The organism is Kribbella sp. NPDC059898, from assembly GCF_042730855.1.
Taxonomy (GTDB): Bacteria; Actinomycetota; Actinomycetes; order Propionibacteriales; family Kribbellaceae; genus Kribbella.
Map to the genome: position 1 here is coordinate 21,311 of NZ_JBHWKR010000030.1, position 19,548 is coordinate 40,858.

20 protein-coding genes and 2 pseudogenes are annotated in these 19,548 nt (G+C 67.6%); 10 read left to right on the top strand and 12 right to left on the bottom strand.

Annotated features, from left to right (window positions below; genetic code table 11):
- Positions 1 to 26: 26 nt before the first annotated feature.
- The 3 genes and pseudogenes from ACFV9C_RS43875 to ACFV9C_RS43885 form a co-directional block, all read right to left on the bottom strand.
- Complete coding sequence (locus ACFV9C_RS43875; protein WP_380203980.1) at positions 27 to 2,267, bottom strand: tyrosine-type recombinase/integrase; 2,241 nt, start codon at positions 2,265 to 2,267, stop codon at positions 27 to 29.
- A 275-nt stretch (positions 2,268 to 2,542) separates the two neighbouring features.
- On the bottom strand, positions 2,543 to 3,151 hold the full coding sequence (locus ACFV9C_RS43880) for a tyrosine-type recombinase/integrase (RefSeq protein WP_380203982.1): 609 nt from the start codon (positions 3,149 to 3,151) through the stop codon (positions 2,543 to 2,545).
- A 313-nt stretch (positions 3,152 to 3,464) separates the two neighbouring features.
- Positions 3,465 to 3,740 (bottom strand): annotated as a pseudogene (locus tag ACFV9C_RS43885) (site-specific integrase); the annotation flags it as partial.
- Positions 3,741 to 3,795: 55 nt separating this feature from the next.
- On the opposite strand from ACFV9C_RS43885, the pseudogene ACFV9C_RS43890 reads away from it, so the two are divergent.
- Together ACFV9C_RS43890 and ACFV9C_RS43895 are read left to right on the top strand one after the other, a co-directional pair.
- Positions 3,796 to 3,984 (top strand): annotated as a pseudogene (locus ACFV9C_RS43890) (ATP-dependent DNA ligase); the annotation flags it as partial.
- Positions 3,985 to 4,198: 214 nt separating this feature from the next.
- Positions 4,199 to 4,657: an ATP-dependent DNA ligase gene (locus ACFV9C_RS43895; RefSeq protein WP_380203920.1), complete on the top strand. Its 459-nt coding sequence runs from the start codon at positions 4,199 to 4,201 to the stop codon at positions 4,655 to 4,657.
- An 8-nt stretch (positions 4,658 to 4,665) separates the two neighbouring features.
- On the opposite strand, the gene ACFV9C_RS43900 is transcribed toward ACFV9C_RS43895, so the two are convergent.
- On the bottom strand, positions 4,666 to 5,307 hold the full coding sequence (locus tag ACFV9C_RS43900; protein WP_380203922.1) for a hypothetical protein: 642 nt from the start codon (positions 5,305 to 5,307) through the stop codon (positions 4,666 to 4,668).
- Between the two features lie 254 nt (positions 5,308 to 5,561).
- Between ACFV9C_RS43900 and ACFV9C_RS43905 the strand changes: the two genes are divergently transcribed.
- Positions 5,562 to 6,257: an ATP-binding cassette domain-containing protein gene (locus ACFV9C_RS43905; protein WP_380203924.1), complete on the top strand. Its 696-nt coding sequence runs from the start codon at positions 5,562 to 5,564 to the stop codon at positions 6,255 to 6,257.
- Positions 6,244 to 7,119, top strand: a complete 876-nt coding sequence (locus ACFV9C_RS43910; protein ID WP_380203926.1) for a hypothetical protein — start codon at positions 6,244 to 6,246, stop codon at positions 7,117 to 7,119. The genes ACFV9C_RS43905 and ACFV9C_RS43910 overlap by 14 nt, the downstream gene beginning before the upstream one ends.
- A 42-nt stretch (positions 7,120 to 7,161) precedes the next feature.
- Here the strand turns inward: ACFV9C_RS43910 and ACFV9C_RS43915 are convergent, their stop codons facing one another.
- The 6 genes from ACFV9C_RS43915 to ACFV9C_RS43940 all read right to left on the bottom strand — a co-directional run bounded on the left by ACFV9C_RS43915 (position 7,162) and on the right by ACFV9C_RS43940 (position 10,781).
- Positions 7,162 to 8,028, bottom strand: a complete 867-nt coding sequence (locus ACFV9C_RS43915; RefSeq protein ID WP_380203928.1) for a hypothetical protein — start codon at positions 8,026 to 8,028, stop codon at positions 7,162 to 7,164.
- Positions 8,025 to 8,678 carry a pentapeptide repeat-containing protein gene (locus ACFV9C_RS43920; RefSeq protein ID WP_380203930.1) on the bottom strand — a complete coding sequence of 218 codons (654 nt, stop codon included), beginning with the start codon at positions 8,676 to 8,678 and terminating at the stop codon, positions 8,025 to 8,027. The genes ACFV9C_RS43915 and ACFV9C_RS43920 overlap by 4 nt, the downstream gene beginning before the upstream one ends.
- 753 nt (positions 8,679 to 9,431) lie before the next feature.
- Positions 9,432 to 9,647, bottom strand: coding sequence for a DUF397 domain-containing protein (locus ACFV9C_RS43925; protein ID WP_380203932.1), 216 nt, complete (start codon positions 9,645 to 9,647; stop codon positions 9,432 to 9,434).
- Positions 9,644 to 10,003 carry a hypothetical protein gene (locus tag ACFV9C_RS43930; RefSeq protein WP_380203934.1) on the bottom strand — a complete coding sequence of 120 codons (360 nt, stop codon included), beginning with the start codon at positions 10,001 to 10,003 and terminating at the stop codon, positions 9,644 to 9,646. Before ACFV9C_RS43930 ends, ACFV9C_RS43925 begins: the two co-directional genes overlap by 4 nt.
- 17 nt (positions 10,004 to 10,020) lie before the next feature.
- On the bottom strand, positions 10,021 to 10,530 hold the full coding sequence (locus ACFV9C_RS43935) for a DUF397 domain-containing protein (protein ID WP_380203936.1): 510 nt from the start codon (positions 10,528 to 10,530) through the stop codon (positions 10,021 to 10,023).
- Positions 10,527 to 10,781: a hypothetical protein gene (locus ACFV9C_RS43940; protein ID WP_380203938.1), complete on the bottom strand. Its 255-nt coding sequence runs from the start codon at positions 10,779 to 10,781 to the stop codon at positions 10,527 to 10,529. The genes ACFV9C_RS43935 and ACFV9C_RS43940 overlap by 4 nt, the downstream gene beginning before the upstream one ends.
- A 327-nt stretch (positions 10,782 to 11,108) precedes the next feature.
- On the opposite strand from ACFV9C_RS43940, the gene ACFV9C_RS43945 reads away from it, so the two are divergent.
- Positions 11,109 to 12,497 (top strand): hypothetical protein, encoded by a 1,389-nt coding sequence (locus ACFV9C_RS43945; RefSeq protein ID WP_380203940.1) that lies wholly within the window; start codon positions 11,109 to 11,111, stop codon positions 12,495 to 12,497.
- A complete protein-coding gene (locus ACFV9C_RS43950) occupies positions 12,494 to 13,033 on the top strand; it encodes a GNAT family N-acetyltransferase (protein WP_380203942.1) in 540 nt (179 codons plus the stop codon). The genes ACFV9C_RS43945 and ACFV9C_RS43950 overlap by 4 nt, the downstream gene beginning before the upstream one ends.
- Positions 13,034 to 13,284: 251 nt before the next feature.
- On the opposite strand, the gene ACFV9C_RS43955 is transcribed toward ACFV9C_RS43950, so the two are convergent.
- A complete protein-coding gene (locus ACFV9C_RS43955; RefSeq protein WP_380203944.1) occupies positions 13,285 to 13,698 on the bottom strand; it encodes a DUF397 domain-containing protein in 414 nt (137 codons plus the stop codon).
- A 196-nt stretch (positions 13,699 to 13,894) separates the two neighbouring features.
- Between ACFV9C_RS43955 and ACFV9C_RS43960 the strand changes: the two genes are divergently transcribed.
- The gene (locus tag ACFV9C_RS43960) at positions 13,895 to 15,322 is read left to right on the top strand and encodes a hypothetical protein (protein ID WP_380203946.1); all 1,428 of its coding nucleotides are present in this window, start codon (positions 13,895 to 13,897) and stop codon (positions 15,320 to 15,322) included.
- A 39-nt stretch (positions 15,323 to 15,361) separates the two neighbouring features.
- The gene (locus tag ACFV9C_RS43965) at positions 15,362 to 15,850 is read left to right on the top strand and encodes an SAM-dependent methyltransferase (protein WP_380203948.1); all 489 of its coding nucleotides are present in this window, start codon (positions 15,362 to 15,364) and stop codon (positions 15,848 to 15,850) included.
- A 99-nt stretch (positions 15,851 to 15,949) separates the two neighbouring features.
- Here ACFV9C_RS43965 and ACFV9C_RS43970 read toward each other — a convergent pair whose 3' ends face one another.
- The gene (locus ACFV9C_RS43970) at positions 15,950 to 16,837 is read right to left on the bottom strand and encodes a helix-turn-helix domain-containing protein (protein ID WP_380203950.1); all 888 of its coding nucleotides are present in this window, start codon (positions 16,835 to 16,837) and stop codon (positions 15,950 to 15,952) included.
- A 229-nt stretch (positions 16,838 to 17,066) separates the two neighbouring features.
- On the opposite strand from ACFV9C_RS43970, the gene ACFV9C_RS43975 reads away from it, so the two are divergent.
- Complete coding sequence (locus ACFV9C_RS43975; RefSeq protein WP_380203952.1) at positions 17,067 to 17,327, top strand: hypothetical protein; 261 nt, start codon at positions 17,067 to 17,069, stop codon at positions 17,325 to 17,327.
- Between the two features lie 315 nt (positions 17,328 to 17,642).
- A complete protein-coding gene (locus tag ACFV9C_RS43980; RefSeq protein ID WP_380203954.1) occupies positions 17,643 to 18,770 on the top strand; it encodes an SAM-dependent methyltransferase in 1,128 nt (375 codons plus the stop codon).
- Positions 18,771 to 19,548: the final 778 nt, after the last annotated feature.

The following is a 19,548-nucleotide window of genomic DNA, read 5'->3' on the forward strand; positions in this document are numbered from 1 at the left end:
GCGGAAGCCCTGCCTGTGGACGGAAGTCAGCGACCTGCGGCGGGTAAGGGCGCCGGTGCGGCACTGAGCTGTTGCTCGGCCTCGGTGCGGCGCTGGTGTAGATGCGTCAAGGAGTCCTCCAACGCCGCCACCTCGCCAAGCCATGCTCGTTCCTGGGCCTCGGCGAGCCGCTCGGTCGCGTTGGCCGTCATCTCCTCGATGCGCGGCAGTTGGGTGGGATCGACTCGCAGGAACCGGCATTTCACGCAAGCGTGTTCGTGGACGCATGGTGTGCCGTAGGGGCGGTGGCAGTCGCCGAGGGCGACCCTGCGCAGCAGGAAGTGGTTCTCGAACTCCGCCCATTGCTCACCCGTCGCGGTCCGCAGTTCCCCGGCCGGGCGGGTGGCTCGGCGACGTTCGATGAAGTGCTGATGGGCGGCGATCACCTCTTCGGGGAAGACGGCGGTGTAGCCGCGGGTGGTGTCGAGGTTGAGGTGCCCGAGCAGGGTCGCGGCGATGTGCAGCGGCAGACCTGTGGACACCATCTCGGTGGTGAACAGCCGCCGGAAGTCGTGCGGCGTGAAGTGGATCGGCTCGCCGGCGTCGCGCAGCCCGGCCGAGACTGCGACGTCCAGGATGAGCCGTCGGGCGACCGACGGCGACAAGACTTCGTTCCGGGTGCCGATCCGGCGGACGAACAGGTGCGGAAACGGTTCTCCGTGCACCTTCTCGTGTGGGTCGTAGCGTATTGACAGCGGGATCCGGCCGCTGCTGTCCTTCGCCCGGCGCTGAACTGCGACCAGCACTGTGACCAGTTCCGGCGTCATCGGTATCAGCCGCTCAGTGTCGGTCTTGCTGGGAACGATGTGCAGCAACGGCACGAGCGTGCCGGTGGAGGCGGCTGTGTAGTGGCGCAGCGACAGTTGGGTCAGCTCGAGGAGTTCCTCGATGCGGATCCCTGTGTGGCGCAGCGTCTCGATGACCGCCCATGCCCAGAATCCGTTGGCTTCGGCCGCGGTGATGTCGAACAGGCCGTGCCGGTTGACCCGGATCAACGGCAGCTCCGGCGCCGCGGTGATGATCCGGGCGCGCAGCAGGCTCGGCCGGTCCCGTTCGTAGCGGCGTGGCGGCGGCTGATGCAGCTCGAACTCCGATCCGTCGACGACGAACCGTTGCCCATGGCCAGCGTGTTGCGCGACGGTCAGCAACCGGGCCGACCAGTCGCGGCGGCGCACCGCTTCGGCGAGCAGGGCTGGCAGCAGTGGTGTCAACGCCCGGGTGCGGTTCCGCATCCGCGACTGCTGATGCCTCTTGGCCTTCGAGGCGTTCTTCGACTCGTGCCGCGAGACCGGACACGGCGCGACCCACGGTCCCCATCTCGCCGGCTCGTCGTGTGACCACTCCGCCAGGTCCCGATACATGCCCCGGACAGCGAACAGGATCGAGTGGATCTCGCGGCGGGTCTGCCCATCAGTTGTTACTGACAGCCGTTCGCGCCACTCAGCCGCGACCTCAGGCGCCAGCCGCAGATCGGCTTGGGCGGGGTTGATCTGCAGCACCTCCCACCAGAACAACCGCACCAGCCGGTAGGCCCAGCCCTCCAGGCTGCCGTAGTCCATCGACGGTTTGAGCTCGCGCAGGTAGTCGACGAGCAGGTCGCGCACCCCGCCCGCCGGGATGCAGTAGCGGTCGACCAGGGTCTCGACCGAGTGCTGGCGGGTGTTGCCCTTGGCCGACCAGGCGGCCCGGAGCGTGACGGGCTCTGCCGCGAACGGTCCGAGCGCGACCAGCAGCTCCCAGGCCAGGTGCTCGCGCCGGTTCCGCCCTGATGTGCGGACCACGTCGGCGTAGAAGAGCAGATCCTCGCCCTGGAGCTGGCCGAGGCGCTTCCCGGTCCGGATCAGCACCCGCGACAAGCAGGCCTCCGCGTCGTACTGGTGCCGCAACAGCGCCGCCTGGTAGGCCGGTAGTGCCCGTAGCCGTTCCAGTTGCTCCGCCTCGTTGACGGCGAGCATGCGCTGAGGCAGGTAAGCGCCGGCCTTGGAAGCCAGCTGCCAGCCGTACGAAGGGCGCAGGATGCGTGCAACCATCAACGCGTTCACGCCTTGGGCCACCGACGGTTCCGGTGTGCGTGGCGTAACCGCCGCCCGCCAGGCTCGAGGCGCCCGGTCGGCGCCGCTGGCCAGCCAGCGCTGCTCCCAAGTGTCGCCGTCGAATCGGTCCAGCCAGCGCAGGATCCGCCGCACGCCGGTCGACGTCGGCTTCCGGCTCGGAATCACCCCGAGCACCCGATCCAGGGTGTAACCGATCGCATCGTCCAGGCCAAGGCCCTGGACCTCCTCGCCAGGTGCACCAGGCAGCAATGCCGGAGGCGCAGACCCGAGGTCGTAGGCATGCCGCTGGAGGATCCGTCCATGCCGCCCGAACAGAGCATCCGGCTCTACCACGGCCGGTGGCGACAATGGCTTGGTCGTTGGTCCGGATGCCGCCCGCGTCCGGGCCGCCTGGATCCGCGCAGCCGATCGTGGGTCGGCCGTGCGCTCAGCGCCGGTTGATACCTCCGTCATGCGGGAAGCCCCAGGAGCTCCCTCACCATGGCGTCGTCGTAGGCAGGCTCGATCACCGGACCGACCGGCCGGGGTCGGGCATGGTGCTCGAGGACCTTGGCGACCAAGTCCTCCAATCGCGGCTGGGTGTAGATCTGGGTGGTCGATACGCTCGCGTGCCGAAGGATCGTCTGCACGTCGAACAACGTGAACGCCGGATCGGCCAGCAACCGGGCCGCCGCAGTGTGCCTCAGATCGTGCAGGGTCCAGTTCGTGCCTAATGCCGCGTTGGCTCGCTGCAGCACCGCCCTCGCAGCGTGGTAAGTCAACGGGCGCGGTGATCCTTGCCGGGTCCACCACACCGGGCCGCCCGGCTGAGCCGGCGGCCGCTCCTCCCGCAGATACAGCGCCAGCCACACGAACGAATCCACGCTCGCCGGGATCGTCTCCCGCACCCGGCTTCCCTTGCTGACCACCGTGATCGTGTTCGCGCCCGCATCGAGGTCCGTTCCGTGGCACAGCCCCAAACAGTTCGGTGGCTCGGGCACCGCTCGACAACCAGAACGACACCAGCGCCCGGTCCCGGTGACTGCGCAACGCGCCGAACAGCGCGTCAGCGGCATCATCAGGAATCGCCCGCCACGTCGGCCGCGGTGTCTTCTGCCGATACGTCGCCCGCCGGTGAATGACGAAGTCCTCCATCAGGTTGTGATGCGCAGCCACCCGGCCACCAGCCCGAGTCCGCTGCGCGGGAACCGGGTTGACCAAAGGTCCCAGGTCGGCCGCGCACGCCCACTCGTAGAACCCGAACAGAACACTCAGCTGATGGTTGATCGTCCGGGCCGCGTACGTCGCTCCCAGTGACATCTTGCCCGTAAGCGGATTCACCGATCCAGGCGGCGACGCGTCCCTCCGCCGGTGCAGCCGCTGCTGAACCGGCGTCTCCCGCAGCCACTCCACGAACTCCAGCACATCCACTCGCTCCGCCCGCTCCCACGGCGTCCAGCGGCTATGCAGAAACCGAAACCAGCGCAACAGGTCGTACGCGTAGCTGCGCAGCGTCGCCGCGGAGCAATCCGACGCGGCCAGATCACGCAGGAACCGAGAGGCCGCGACGTGCTCGGACTCCGGGAACAGCACCCGCCACCGCAACCCCGTCGCGAACTCGACCACCCGACCCGCATCAGCAACCACCGACACACCCTCTCCAGTCACGCATCTCCGACGCCAATCGGCGCACCGAAGAGTTCAGTCAACTAGCCGGGCCGTCCTGGTCCGCTCCGGCGACGCGGCCCGGTTATGGTCGCGCAACGGCAACGACCTCACCGCCGGCTTCGCCGACGTCGTGGCCGCCGCCGTTCACCAGGTGTCCGACGGCGTCGTACTCGACGGCGAGCTCGTCGTCTACGTCAACGGCCGGCTGAGCTTCGACGAGCTGCAGCACCGCCTCGCCACGGGCCGCCGGACCGTCCGTCCACGGTCCGGCGGACAGCCGGCGTCGTACGTCGCGTTCGACGTCCGCGGTCGCCGGGGTCGACCTGCGAACCCAGCGCTGGACAGTACGCCGGCAGCGCCTCGAACAGCTGGCCGCCCGATGGCGGCCACCACTGCAGCTCACCCCCGTCACCGAGGATCCGGCCGAGGCCCGGCTGTGGTTCGAATCCCTCGCCACGATGGGTATCGAAGGGCTGGTGGCCAAGGGAGCCGGCACCCGGTACGTCGGCGGACGCCGCGACTGGCAGAAGATCCGCCACCGGCACAGCCGAGAGATCATCGTGGGCGGCGTCCTCGGCCCCATCACCCGGCCTGACGCCGTTATCGCCGGCCAGTACGACGCCGGCGGCAACCTGATCATCGTCGGCCGAACCGGCACCCTCTCTCCCAGCCAGTCGGCCCAGCTCGCCACACTCCTCTCCCCTGCTCAGGCGGGGCACTCCTGGCCTGACGAGATCTCGGCGTACCCGTGGAGCGGACGTGATGCCGCAAGGCCACTCACGAAGGTCGAACCGAACGTCGTCGTTGAGGTGGCAGTCGACACCGCGACCCAGGGACGTCAGTCCCGTCATCTGATGCGCTACCTCCGCATCAGGCCAGACCTCACGCCCGCCGACGTCGACCAGCTGCAGCTGTAGCGAACCCGTCAGTCGTCCGTGATTGGTCGGCCCGCGGAGCGGTCAGCCCGCGCCCGCAGCGCGTTGCGCACCAGGATCGCCTTGCCGTACTGCGCTCTCCACCTGTTCTGACGGTCCTTTTCGGCTGGTAGCCTCCCCGCGGCCGCCATGCGTACCGCGGTGCGGTAGCTCACTCCGAGGATCACCGAGGCCTCTGCCATCCCGATCCACCTGGCCGCGTCCTCATCCACCAGGACCGGCGACAACTCCACTACGTCGTCGTCCGGGAACGGCCAGGACCTGTCCGGTGGGCGTCGACGACGCCCTCGCTGCAGAACAGCGTCCAGCGTCCGCAGCGCCCGATCGGGCGGGACCACAACCTGATGCGGCTGGCAACCGATCAGCTCGGCCGCCGCCTCAACAGAGATCGGCTGGGCAAGCTCGAGCACGTCGACGAGCCGGTAGTGCCGCCGAAGCTGGGCTTCATGACGCTCCAACCACCCCTGGCGATGCAGCCTGAGTACTTGACCACTGCTCAGCCCCAGTACACGTTCGGCCTGGACCGTTGTGATCATCGGATCATCGGTCCTGATCGACTCACCGAGCAATCGCTCGCACGACGCCCGCGTCAACCCGACGGCCGCCGGCAGGAGTTCCGCGACGGTCGGCATGCCGCTCAGCGTAGCGACGGAGGTGATCTTCTGAGCGGCTGCTCTCTGCGCCGCCGTCGACCTGGATGACATGAGCGTCGACCAGCTGCAACGGTCGACCCCTGTTCCAGGCATGCCAGCTAGCCTGACCTGCAAGGACTTGTTCGGATCGGCAGAAAGGGCCTGGAGAGCTGTTCGTACGTCGGGCCTACATCCCGGAGCACCTGCAGCCTGACCGTGGGCGGCGGGGACGGTGGCCATTCACGGTGCCGTGCGTGGCGCAGCTGGCCGACGAAGGCTTGGAGTTCCGGCGGCCGGTGACGTTCCTGATGGGCGACAACGGGTCCGGCAAGTCGACCCTGGTCGAGGCGATCGCCGAGGGGTTCAAGCTCGATCCGCACGGCGGCCGCGCGAGCGCCAAGATGGGCCGACCCGAGCCGATCACCACCGAGCTCGGCAAGGTGCTGCGGCTGGACACCACAGCGGCGGGATCGAAGATGCTCGGCGGGCCGCGGCTGAAGAAGAAGGGCTTCTTCCTGCGGGCCGAGACGGCGTTCTCGATGACCGAGAACCTCGGCGGCGTTGCGGGGTACTGGGAGGACGACACCAGCGCGATGAGCCATGGCGAGGGGTTCGTCACGATGGTCCAGGCGATGATGAACGCGCCCGGGTTCTACGTGATGGACGAACCCGAGGCCGCGCTCTCGTTCTCCTCGTGCCTGCACCTGATCTCGGTCCTGCACGACCTCGGCCGCAGCGGGGCACAGATCGTGTGCGCCACCCACTCCCCCCTCCTCGCGGCGACCCCGGGCGCGGATGTCGTCGAGGTCGGCCCGTACGGCTTCCGCCGCACCGCGTGGAAGGACCTTGACCTGGTCGACCACTGGGCGAGGTTCCTGCACTCGCCTGACGCATACCTGCACCACGTCATCGACGACGATCAGCAGGACGACGTTCGTGCGCACCGATGAACCGGCCGCCGACGAGGTCGCGGCCGCGGACGCCCGGTTCGCCGAGTGGATGCGGCTGAACCTCGCACGCGCGGCCCGGCACTTCGGGGTCGACGTCGACGGCGAACCGACGTACGGGTGGCGGCTACGGACCATCGGTGCCCCAGTCAACGGCCCAGCCGGGCGGCGCTGGCTGCGGGTCGTGTCGGAGTTCCCCGAGTACGCCGCCGGCGACACCTGGACCGGCAACAGCGACGCGAACGACCTGACCGGGGTTCCGCGGGCACGAGTGCTCGACGTCGACGAGTGGACCGAGGCTGACTGGCGCCGCCAGCGCGCCGAGCTCATGACTCTGCTGCCCGGCCAGACGGTTTCGGCCGCCGACGACCTGCAGCACGATCCCGGCCTGCCCGAGACCTGGTGGACCGGCCTGGCGGCCGCACTGGGCGCGCTCCACCGGACCAAGACCTCCCGGTCAGGGATCAACGTCGAACGCACCCGTGAACGTACCCAACGCGTCTACGGGACACCAATCGGTGTCGACACGTGGGCAACCATCCACGGCGACCTGCACTGGGCGAACGTGTTCGCTCCGCTGCTGGGGATCCTCGACTGGGAATTCTGGGGACGAGGACCCGCCGGGTACGACGAGGCCACCTTGTTCCTGTTCAGCCTGCATATCCCCGCGGCCGCGGAACGCGTTCGTGCCGCGTTCGGCGAGATACTCGACTCCCCCGCCGGCCGGACCGCGCAGCTGATCGCCGCAGCACGCCTGAAGGACCGCATCGACGACGGAGACTTCCCCGAGCTGGCCGACGCGCTGTCCGCGCACGTCGACCAGCTCCGGTCCCCGTTCATCGGCCAGCGAACGGTTCAGGGATAGCTCGGACACTGCTGCCCGCTGTGCGCCTGCCCATGGCGGTGGTTACCCCTCGCTGCCGAGCGCCGCCCCGGTCGGGCTCATGCCGAGTTGCTCGAGCATCGCCAAGCCGTGTCGCCGTACCGGTATGGCGAGCTGCGTGTGGTCGCCGTCGTCGGCGAACCGGAGGAACCGTACGGCCGCGGTGAGGGTCGCGACGCGTCCGGCTGGTGTGTCGAGGAATTCTGCGAGCGCTTCGCGGATCCGATGGGCGGTTTCCGGCTGGTTCAGGGTGGCGCACAGCAGGGTCGCGGCGTCGTACCCGGCTGGCGCCCGGCCCCAGGTCTCCCAGTCGAGAAGGAACAGCCGCGGTGCGGTGAGGTTTCCCCAGTGCAGGTCGCAGTGTGCCGACGTCCACGGCACGGCCATGATGTCGAGTTCGGCGCCGAAGAAGGCACGGATGCCGTTGTTGACTGAGTCGGCATCCAGACCGCCTGCAGGAACCGGATGTGCTGATAGCGCCCGCAGAGCGCGGGTGAGTTCGGCGAGCCACTGGTCGGAGGGCGCGAAGCCGGCGGGCAGGGTCATACCGGCCGAGATGGCTGTGTCCGGGATGTAGGTGCTGATCTCGCCACGGATCTGCCGGCCGTTGTCATCCCACTCTTTCCATTGCGCGACCTGCGGCTTGGGGACGTTGTTGATTGTATTCGCGGTGAGGTTGCCGTCCAGGTAGTTGCCTTGTCCCCATTCGGGGTCGGCATACACGACGCGCAGCCACGCGTCCCCTCCGGTGGTGTCGCAGACGCGGCAGCCGACCGAATGCAGCCGCGCTGTGTGCACCGGGGAACTGACGGGTTGCACGCCGAAGGTTCGTGCGGCCCACTCCAGGTGGCTTTCCATCCACGCCTGCCGCTGCTCGTGCATGTTCGTCACGCGCGGCCGCTCGTGGTGTCGTCGTCGGGATAGTGAAGGTCGAGCTCGGAGACCAGCGCCTCAGCGAGCTCCAGTCTCTGTGCCGGGTCGATCAGCACACCGTTCAAGTGCCCGGCGCCCCGGATGGTCGACAGGTCGGTGGTCCGGAGGTCGAAGTCGGTGTAGGTGCCGCCGTCGAACTCGACATCCTCAAGTGTGCAGCGGGCCATGTGCCCGCCTGGGAAGTCCGTGCGGCGGAAGGTGACCTCTTTGAATCGGGTGTCGACGAAGACAGCCGGCCCGCTGGCGTGAATCGAGTCGAAGGTTGCGTATTCGATGCGGCAGTTGTCGAAGACGACACTGGACCACTTGTTGTCGGTGAAGTTGGCACCCAAGAGCTTGCAGCCGCGGAAGACGACCCGGTTCAGGGAGCAGTCGATCCAGTCGCTTGAACTCAGCACGCAGTCGGTGACAATGACCGATTGCAGGGTGACCGCCTCAAAGGTGAGGCGGTCAGTAACGAGCTTCGAGATCCGGCCGGACAGCAGCGTGTGTTCGGCGACCACGAGGTCACGGACGTGCTGCGGGCCGTAGTCGAAGTCGCTGATCGTCCTCTCGCCCTCCAGGCTGTCTATGTGGTGCAGCTCGGACAGCTCGATGTGCGGCTTCACGACCCGCGCCCGGCCGTACTTCTGAGTTTGCATTCCCTACCCGATCCTGACGGCCTGCGTCGTCACCGTTTCTCTGTAGCAGGCTAGTTCCTCTTGCCGAAGTAGACCCGCTTCTTCTTGAACGGTTTCGGCTTCTGTGCCCAGTTGTCCCAGCTCGGCCTGTAGTCCCACCCCACCAGTGTGGGATCAGGTATTTCCTGCTCGGGTTGCCGCGCGCCGGGCAGCGATCATGTGGGCCACTTGGCCGTCGGTTGCCGTGGCCAACTGCTCAAGGATGGGTCATCCTGGGAGGCCTTCCGGAATGGATGTCGTGCAAGCCAGCACGACGGCTTGGGTCGAGGTCCGGCAGTGTTCGGTTTCGGTAGCCAGGAGAGTTCCGTGCTCGAAGAACAGATTTTCGGCGTGCGATCCATGGCAGTGAGCGAAGAAGTCGCAGCTGGCCTTGCAGCGCCGGACGCCCTCCCCGAACTCTTGCACCGACAGTCCGCTGCCGGCCGGGCGCGGTCAAGCCGCCTCGGCGTACGACCAGCGGCAGCATCGACGATGCCCGCACCTCCACTTGCGTGAGGTGCGGGCATCCGTAGCGGCGTCGCCGCGGCGAGCGACAGCTCGGCGGGAGCCTCGGGAGGGGCACCGAGCTTCCACCCACTGGGCCTCTCTGCTTCCAACAGCGATGAGGCATCAGGGGCAGGCGGCGTCGCGACCTCTCCGTGTCGCCAAGCCCTGGAGGCGGCACGGAGAGCGTGGGGCTGGTCAGGTCGTGGGTGAGCTGAACCGGCCGGTCTTGATGCTGGCGAGGAACTGGTGGCCGGCTGCGGCCGAAACCTGGAGCACGGGGCTGGCCTCGCGGAGTTTGCTGTCGCGCATCGCCACGACGTCGTCGACCAGGTCGACGGCGATCTCCACACAGTTGTTGTTCGGGCTGCTGCGACTGGACTTGCGATACACGCGCCGGCCGGGGTCTGTCATCGGGGTTCCTTCGGTGTTGAGTCTGATCGTTGTGGTTCGTCGGACCGGGCTTCCTCAGTCCCGTGCTCGCTACGGTGGCGGGGCGTGAAGTTGACGATCCGGATGCCTGCAGCAACGAGTTCAGCCCGGTGTGGTTCCGCGAGGTCGTCGACGCCCACCAGGGCGACCACGTCGACGCTGTGGTTGCGCGTGTAGGCGAGCATGGCGATGGCCGCAGCCGGGCGGCCGTGGCGCTGATCACGGAATACCCTGGTCAGCTGGTGGCCCAGGCGCTGAGCGAGGGTATGCAGATGCCTCGCGGCCTCCTGGTCCTGCTGAGGGGACGCGGTCAGTGGCCGGACGAGGTAGCCCACCATGACGGGGCGAGGGTCGTTCACAACGAGGACTCCCGCTCGCGCTTGCCCGGCTGGACAGGACGTGTCGCGATCATCGTCGCGTGCTCGAATTCGTCGTCGCGTACGCCGGCCTCGAAGGCTTCCCACTCGGCCGCGGTGAACCAGAGTACGACGCCGGGCTGGCCGCCGTGCCGCACGCCGGCGCCGCCGTCCGGCAGTACGGCGTACTCAAGGCAGTCGTTCGCGTCGGTGGTGCCGTCCGGCCGGAGCCAGACCTGCTCAGGAACCACTACGACCGTGACAGCCCTGACGGTCGTGGTGGTCGTCGTTCGGGCGCCGTTCCCGCTCGGCTCGCCCGGCGCGGGAACGGCGCCGGCCCCGGCGGGATCCGATCCGACCCCGCGGGTGGAACGGCGAGCGGGCTCGGGATGCAGGGATCGACCTCGCCCGCTCGCCTGCTCAGTGACGGCACCCGGCCGGCGTACGCCTGTGCCGTGGCCGAAATGCCGCAGGTAGTCCAGGGGCAGCAGCCCCGCCTGGCCGATCACGGCCGCACTTCCGGCGCCAGCTTGAGCGGACGGAGGGTGATCCGCAGGTCGGGGAAACGGCGCTGCCAGCATTCGGCGTACCTGGCGGTGAGTGCAGGGGTGCCCTTCTGCTCACTGATGCGGAGCTGGCCGTACCAGAGCTGCACTACCCATGTATCGCGGGCGTCGGCGCAGGGTGTGGAGTTCGTCCCGCGGCGACACTTGCGGCCGCGGCGCTTGTTCGGCATCGCCCCGCCCGCGACCGCGGTCATTCGCCGCGCACCTCTTCGGCGATGTCGCGGATCATGAAGACCACCAGCACCGCTGCCACGGCGTACCCGATGATCAGCGGCCACGGGCTCATCAGTAGGTGGATCATGTTCGCCTCCCCTCGTCTCGCTGCTGTGTTCCATCGAGTGGATCACTGAGCGTGGACGGTTGATAACCTGATGAAGCGGTGAACGGTGCGAAGTCCAGGACAGGGGGCGTGAAGGTCGTGAAGTCTGCTCCAGAGATCCACGGACCAGCGGATCGTCGCCACCTGGTGTCTTACCGGGCTCTACCGTGGAAGCGTGAGGCGCGAAACGACAGCAACCGCCATGGCTGATACCGGTCTGCGCCCGGCATCGCTGGCCGAGGCGCTAGACCTGGTCGGCTGGGGCCCTCGGGACCTTGCCCGCGCGGTGAACCACTGGTTGACCCGCCGCGGCCGCGCGGCCGAGCGGATTGACATCACCGCGGCGTACCCGTGGGTCCGGTCCAACTACTGCCCCCACGGGTCGATCCCGGAGGTGGTCGCGATCATCCTGACCGACCAGCTCGGCAGCTTCGTGTCGGCCGAGCAGCTCTGGCCGGGCAACGCGAGAGCTCGCCGCTCGACGGCCCGGGTCAGCGAGCTGGGCGTCGACCAGAACTTCGACGGGCTCGTACGTTCGCTCGAGCAGCTCGTCAGCGGATCGCGGCCGTTGCCGACGAGCGGCCCCGATCTGGTCGCGGCAGTGCTCGACGGCATCCAGACGACGATCGAGTCGATCCCGGCGCACGCCCAACCCGATCGGGTGATGACACCGCAGACCGAGCTGATCGCCTCGCACGTGACTGCGTTGCGCCATCTCGACGACCGGCAAGGTGGCGGCGCGCTGAGCCTGCGCTACGTCACCCACGAGCTCGCCGGCGTGCTCGACCTGGTGCGCAGCGCGAGCTACGAGCCCGAGGTCGGCCGGGACCTGCTGACCATCGTGGCCGACCTGGCGCAGCTGGCCGGATGGATGCAGTTCGACGCCGGCGAAACGGCCATCGCCCAGCGCTATCTGCTGCTTGCGATCCGGGTCGCGCGCGCGGCCAGCGACGACGGCCGGATGGTCAACAACGTCGGCATGCTGACCTACATCGCTGCCCACAGCAACCAAGGAACCGACGCGCTCCGGATCATCGACGCCGCCAACAGCGTGCCGACGTCGAGCGATCTGCTGCGGGCCCGGACCACCGGCCGTGCCGCCACCGCCCACGCCAGCGTCGGCGACCTCGGAGCCTTCCGCACCGCGGCCGATCGATCACAGGATCTGCTGGCCGGCGCGACAGCTGACGAGCTGTCGCCGTACTTGTACTACCTGAGCCCCGACCAGCTGTCTGCCGAGGCCGGGTGGGGCCTGCTCACCATCGCTGCGCGCACCGACTTGTATCGGCAACCGCTGCTCAAGCAGGCGATCGAGCTGCTGACACCTCTGTCCAGCATCGGCGACGATCCGGCGTACCAACGCTCGGCACTGCTGCACGGTTGCCAGCTGGCGCGCGCCCACCTGCTGCGCCGCGACCTCGAGGGCACCGTTGAAACCGCGCGTATCGCACTCGGCCGGCTGGCCGAGGTGCAATCAGGGCGCTGCATTGCGTCGCTGCGCGAACTTCGTCGGAACCTCGCCCAGCGGCAACGGGCCGCGGTCGTCGCCGACTTCCTGCCGGAGCTCGACGTCGCGCTGGAGGGCCGATGAAGCGATCCCCTTCGGCCGGCGGGGATCGGCCGCTCTCCGACGCCTGCACCGATTCGCCGATCGAGCTTCTTCCGCGCCGCTACGACGACGCTGACGCCGAGCTGCTCGTGAACGCCCTGTACGCCGAACAGCTCGACACCTACACCTTCGCCGACTCGCCCAGCTCAGAGAAGGCCGACAACTACGCCGAACCTTCCGGCCTGTTTCTCGTCGCGTACTCGCCGTCCGGGCAACCTGTCGGATGTGGCGGCTATCGCATTTACGACCGAGACCCGCGGACTGCTGAAGTGCGGAAGATGTACGTCGCGCCGGCGTACCGCAGTGGCGGTCTCGGCTGGAGAATCCTCAGCGCGCTGGAGCAGCACGCCACAGATCACGGCGCCCGGAGAGTCCTCCTCGAAACAGGCGCACTGAACCATGCCGCCATCCGGCTCTACGTCGCGGCCGGATACGAACCTATTCCGCCTTACGTGCCGGGCCGGCGTGAAACCAATCGGGCGTTCAGCAAGACCCTCGAGGTATCGCCTTCGAAGTAGTGCGGCCCTGGCTCGGTGTTCCGCGGCGTCGGGCGAGGCTGCGCAGCTGGCCCAGCTCGGTCATGGCCGCGGCATCGCGCCTTGCTATCGCCCGCCACCAACCCGTCGGGGCCGGCGCGGCGGTCCGGTCCAGGGGCGTTGCCCGGTCGACACGACGAGGCCGGCATGCGGGTGGATCAGACTGGCAGGGACCTTGGGTTGACCGTGATGCATCCTGCCCTTATGCCCGGCAACGCCCAGCATGCCGGCCATCAGACGCTGGGAGGAAGGAGAGCCCTTGACCGGCACCGCCGCAAGATCCTGCCGAGCAGCCGACCTATCGAGAATCGGCCACAGTGGACGATGTCGAACTCTCCCCGTTTGGCACCGTCGAGGAACGCGACCCACTCCGACTTGGTGAACTCCAGGATTGGGCCAGTGTCACCCTGCTTGGTGTCACGAACGGCCACACCGCCATCGGCAAGAAGGCCAGCCTCGACGCAGTTGTTGTTGGGCGCACTGCGGGTCGACTTGTGCCACTGAACTCCGGTCAGATCAGCCACAGGCTTCCCTTCTGCGTCCTCGTCTGCTTTGTAGGCCCGGCGCTCCACCAGGCTCCTCATCGATCCGGACGGCCTGTCCCTGAATTCGCTGCGCAGTCCTGCACGCCCAGTCATGGTCGTCATCAGCCGCGGATTTCCCGCCCGATTTCGCGGATCATCGCGATGTACAGAACGAGCGCGACGACACTCAGCGCCCAGAATCCGGGATGCATCACTCGATCTCCCCGTGCTGTTCTGTAGTGAACTGATGCGGAACACAACGAGCGAATCACTCGCTACCGTGGGTGCGGTACGGCTCTAGCGGGCGAAGGTGATGAAAGTGATGAACGAGACCCCAGCGGAACGGCGCCAGGTCCGAGGCGTTGCGCGCCGAAACGACCAACTCGCTGCTGTCATCGCTGAGACTGACCTGTCCTATGCTCAGCTGGCTCAAGCAGTCGGTCGCGTCGCTGCAGAATCAGGGAACCATCGGCTTGCCTCGGTGGGCCGATCGCACATTGCCCATTGGGTCGCCGACGGCTCGATGCCATCGGGCGACGCTCCGACAGTCCTTGCAGAGACACTCTCCCGCCGTCTCGGCCGAGTCGTCACCGTCGACGAGCTCGGTATGTCCACCCCCCAGACATCGACGCCCCTCGGCTGGACCGCCGATACGCTGACGACGCTCGCCGACCTGGGAAGAGGCAACGTGGACATCGAACGCAGGTCGGTCCTGCGGGCCGCCGGCTACTCCGTCGCTGCCCTCGCCTTGCCTCCTGACTCGTGGTGGGAAGCCAAGGCCCGGCAGGGCACCTCACGCGCTTCCCGCGCGGGGCGGCTGATCGGCACAGGCGATCTCGAAGCTATCCGCGAGACCGTCCAAATGTTCACCCAGATCGACCAGCGACGCGGCGGCGGCCACGCACGCAGCGCCGTCACCCAGTACCTCACCACCGATGTCGCCAGCATGCTGCGGGCAGCACACGCCAGCCAAGACGTGCGCCGCGGACTGTTCTCGACCGCCGGCGAGCTGGCATACCTCAGCGGCTGGATGGCCTTCGACGCACACGACCACGCGATCGCACAGAAGTACTTCACGGTTGCCACTCAGCTCGCGGCCGAGGCCGACGATCCGCCTCTGCAAGGCCACATCCTGCGGGCCATGGCTCACCAGGCCGTTGATCTCGGGCATTCTCGCCAGGCCGTAAGGCTGGCCAAAGCGTCATTGGCAGGACGCCGATCTGTCCTGGCCAGCTCTCGCGAACGTGCCTTGTTCGAGGTCGTTCACGCCCGCGCGCTTGCTGCCGACCACCAGGGCCCAGCGGCCGCACGGGCGCTTGTACGCGCGGAGAGTAACCTCCACGCCGCCACTGTCGGCGACAACGAACCAGGCCGGATCTTCTTCTTCGCTGAAGCCAGCCTGGCTCACGAAACCGCATGTACCCTGCGGGACCTCGGTGACCTCGACGGAGCGACCGATCAGTTCCGTCGCAGCGTCCAACTGCGCGAGGCCGCCAACTTCCGACGGACGCACGCTGTGACGCTCGGGTACCTCGGCGCGGTCCAAGCGCGGCAAGGGGCCGTCGAGGAAGCTTGCGCCACCTGGTCGACAGCTCTCGAAGCCATGGACGGCGTACAGTCCGGCCGTACGCGTCAGACGGTCGTCGACATGCGGTCAGCGCTCTCACCGTTCCGGGCACGTCGGATCACCGCTGCCGACGAACTTGACCGCCGCGCTGCGCGCTATCTGGCGTCCGCTGCACGATGATCGTTGTCGAACACCGTAGCCGATCGAAGGAAACCCGCCATGCCACAAAGCTCCATCACGGTTGAACCAGTCGCCCAGGTCATCGGCGGCCGCACCGAGCCGACCGACGACAACTGGGGCGGCACCCGGGCGATCCTGCGCATCAACTCCGAACGGTTCGACGCGCGGGCTGTGGCCGGGCTAGATGAGTTCTCCCATCTGGAAGTGGTCTTCTTCTTCCATCTCAGTGATCAGAGCGATCTGAACCTCGGAGCGCGCCGCCCGCGGGACAACCCTGACTGGCCTGAGGTCGGTGCCTTCGGCCACCGAAATATGCGACGGATCAACTGGTTCGGCCTGTCCCGTTGCCGTCTGCTCGAGATCGACGGTCTCGACCTGCATGTGGAAGATCTAGACGCCGTCGACGGAACACCCGTGCTGGACATCAAACCCTGGTTCGCAGAGTTCGGTCCCCGCGGCGAGACCCATCAGCCGGCTTGGACCACCGCGATGCTCGGCAACTACTTCGCTCCGCCGGAGCGCAACTAGCCGACTCCGAGGGCCAGGATGGGATGGGGGCTTCGGCAACGCAAACAGCTCCCTTCTCCCTCCCGTCAACTGGGGGCGCCTCACCTTCCGTTCGGGCTCTCAGCGCCGGCGGCGTAGCTCTCTGAGGCACCCGCCGATGATGTCGGCGGATTCCTGCGTGCTGGGTGCGGCGTGCCACATATCGTCCCAGGCAGTTCGGAATAGGTCGACCTCCTCCTTGCGGTCGGTGAGATTGAAGCCGAGGTGGCCATCGATGTAGACGCTTGCCGGCAGCTGCGTGGTCGCTTCCTCGGGGAAGTCCAAGATGATGAACGGCCCGGTAGCCAGGCCCGCGTGTACCCGGTCCGGCGGCATGACGCGGATGTCGACGTTGGGGCGCTCCATCGTGTCGAGGAAGTACTCGAGCTGGCCGGCCAATGCATGGGGCGCACCGTACTCGAGGTCCAGCACTGCTTTGTTCAGAACGACATTCAGCGCCGGCGGCGCATCACGGTCGAGGATCTTCTGGCGCTTGCGCCGTACTTGCAGCCGTCGCTCCAGCTTGTCGTCGTCCAGCTCGAAGCCGGCGCGCGAGGCGGTGGCCATGATCGCGCGTGCAAAGTCAGGAGTCTGCAGCAGACCCGGCACGTTGGCGACCTCGTACCAGGAGAACGTGGCCGCCTGCTCCTCGAGGTCGATGTAGCGACGGAAGTTCGGAGACACGACGTCGGCGTACGACCGGAACGAGCTGGGCAGCTTGGTGGCCTTCGCGAGCCCTTGCAGGTCGAGAACTGTGCCCTCGTCAGTGATGCCGTAGAGCTTGCACAGGTCACCGAGGTCGCTCAACCGGATGCTGCTCGCACCACGCTCGATCCGTGAAAGCTTGGACGCGGAGATCTCGGTCTCCTCCTCAACGTCCTTCAGCGTGAGACTGGCCTGCAGGCGGTACTCCTTCAGCTGCGGCCCGATCGCAAACCGCGCCAGCGCGCCGCTAGGGGGTTCTGTCATCTGACCTCGATCTCTAAAACGGCCAAAACGGTAGCAACGGTCCCCCGTAACAGGTCAGCCACACGCCGCCACGCCCTACACCATATGCCACAAATCCCAGAATGGCATGCCATTCTGGGATTGCCACTTTGGCATGCCAGATGCTTCGATAGGGCCCTCGCACTGAGTGATGCAGCGGCGACCCTCGATGGAGTCACCGGCACGCCACCGCACGGAAAGGCCCCTGACCATGGGTCACGATCAGCGCAGTCAAGCAGCCGGGCAAGCAGTCACGGCCGCACCGTTGCTCGACGGGCCTCGCCGGGTCAGGGTCTGGCTCGGCGAGCATCCGATCATCGACTACCCGGCGCTCGCCGCGACGAAGGCCGCGGCCTTCGAAGCCGCCCTCAAGGCCCAGTTCCGCTCCCACCGGGTCACCAACGATCCCGACCCGGGACCGGATGAGCGGCCGGCTCCGACATCGGTACGTCAGGGGGCCGTCGTCACCTAGACCGGGGCGGGGTCGCGGGCATCCTCACCCGCTGTCGTCAAACCATGCTCCGCGGACCTCCTCACTAAACGGAGCAGATCCCGCCCCACCTACCGGAGTCCTCGGCCCAGGCCGGTGAAGCCGCAACCACACCGGCCATCTCCCTCTCCCCCGAGGGGCCGGGGACTCCTCCCCTGCCGGTGCGGCGGACGTACGAGCACCGACTCGGCGTCCGCCGCGCCGCTCTACTCCACCTCCTGATCCGCAACCCGCACCACGTCTGCACTGTTCACCACCCCGCTGGTATCGACGCCGCTCGCCGAGAGGAGATCCACCGTGACACCAACGAGCAGCAGAGACCTGGACGGGGTCGCCCAGGACGACGGATGGATCGGCGGGCTGAACTGGGTGCGTCTCCGTGAGGCTGCCTTGTATGGCAAGGACGCATGGGGACAGGAGCGGGAACTCGTCGCGAAGTTGGTGCGGGACTTCCCCGAGCTCGGTCTTCTGTTCGGGCGGCTCGAGGCCGGCCGGGCCCGGGCGGTGCGGCTGCTGGCTGCCGATCGGCAGCTGCGCCAGTGGATCCACTGCGGCCCGGGCTACCCGGCGACCACCGCGGAAGGTGACACGTACCGGATCGTGCTGCCGCACAACCCTCACCGCAAGGTCCTCTACCTCACTGACAACCCGGTCATCGCGGCCCACAGCCGCGCCCTGCGCACGACCTCGCAGGCCGGCCAGGTCCGCGTCATCACCACCGACCCTGCCGACCCGTGGCGGCCGTTCCAAGTACGCCAGCACCCCGACATCGACGGCTGGCTGGACTGGGACCAGCCGATCGTGGTCGTGTTCGGCGACACCTGGATGCACTACCCAGGTCCCACCGAGCAGGCCGTAGAAGTGATCGACGAATGGGTCGACCAGCTGGTCGACGGCTCCTACACCGTTTCGGCCCACCTGCAGCTGCCCGACAGCGAGGAGGGTGTGCACCGCGCCGAGCTGCTGGCCAGCATGCTCGCCAGTACGCCGATCGGCCCGCTGCGGTTCCGGACCCCCGCGGAGATCGAGTCCCTGTACCCGAAGCAGCAGATGTACGACGTCGAACGCGGCCCGATCCAGGAGCCCGATCGCGGAACACCTGCTCCCACCCTGCTCGACGGGTGGGTGGTCGACCGGGTCGGCCAGGTCACCGGCTCGAGGTCGGCGGGGCCCGCACCATCGGCCTACACGGCTCGAACCGTGGAAGTGATGCGTTACACCGGGTACACCAAGATGCAGCTGAGACGCCTCGCCAAGACCGGGCGGATACCCGCAGTGAAAGGCCCCATGGGCGAGTACCTGTTCGATCTCGACGAGGTCCTCCAGATCATCGAGACCTGGAAGGACATCGAGTTCAAAGGCCGCAAGCCGCCCGGCTGTCTCCCCCTGCATTACCCCGACGTACCTGTGGACGGCACCTGGTGACCAACGACCAGAATCTTGCCGATGCGTCGGGAGCGACTCGGCCGGCGGGGGCCGTCATCTACATCGGGGGCCGGATCACGGGAGTCCTCACGCACGTCCGTCAACCGTCGCCGCGGTCATCCTCGGTCGGGGAACGATCCGGTTCTCGGACCGCAGTCCTCGAACGCAAGGGCCCTTGTCGACGGGGCACCTGGTCGATCTGCCCAGTGAAGCTGGATCGCGAAATCAGTTCTCCCACCTGGGTTACAGCAGACCGGGCTGCCGGTACACATCGGGGTGCTTCGCCCGTCATTCCGCCGCCCATCAGCCCTACCCGTGGGACACCCGGAACCGAGAGGGCTGCGCGATGACCTTGGGCCAGCAATCACAGCCGGGACGCCAAGGCGCACCGCGCCAGGCGTTCTTGCCGGACAAGTTCCGGGTACGAGTGACGGTCGACGGCAGGGTGCGCGTCGACCACGTCGTCAGCGGATCACCGACCGACAGCGCGAGGAACCGCGCGGAGCGCTTCGCACAGGCCATGAGGCGCCAGTTCTCCGACGGCATCGTCCGCTGTGAGCCCGAGGCTGCCGCCCCTGAAGCACCAGGCAGTCCTGCTGATTCATCACCTTCTGGCGGTGCACAGCGATGATTCCAGTCGCTGGCCTCCGGGCCTCCCTTCTCCCTCCTGCCAGAGTCTCCGGCCCCCGTCAGCTGATCTCACCGTCGCTGACATTCCCAGGTGGCCAGGGACTCTTCCCTGCCGGCGCGGCGGACGTACGAGCCGCGAGTCTGCGTC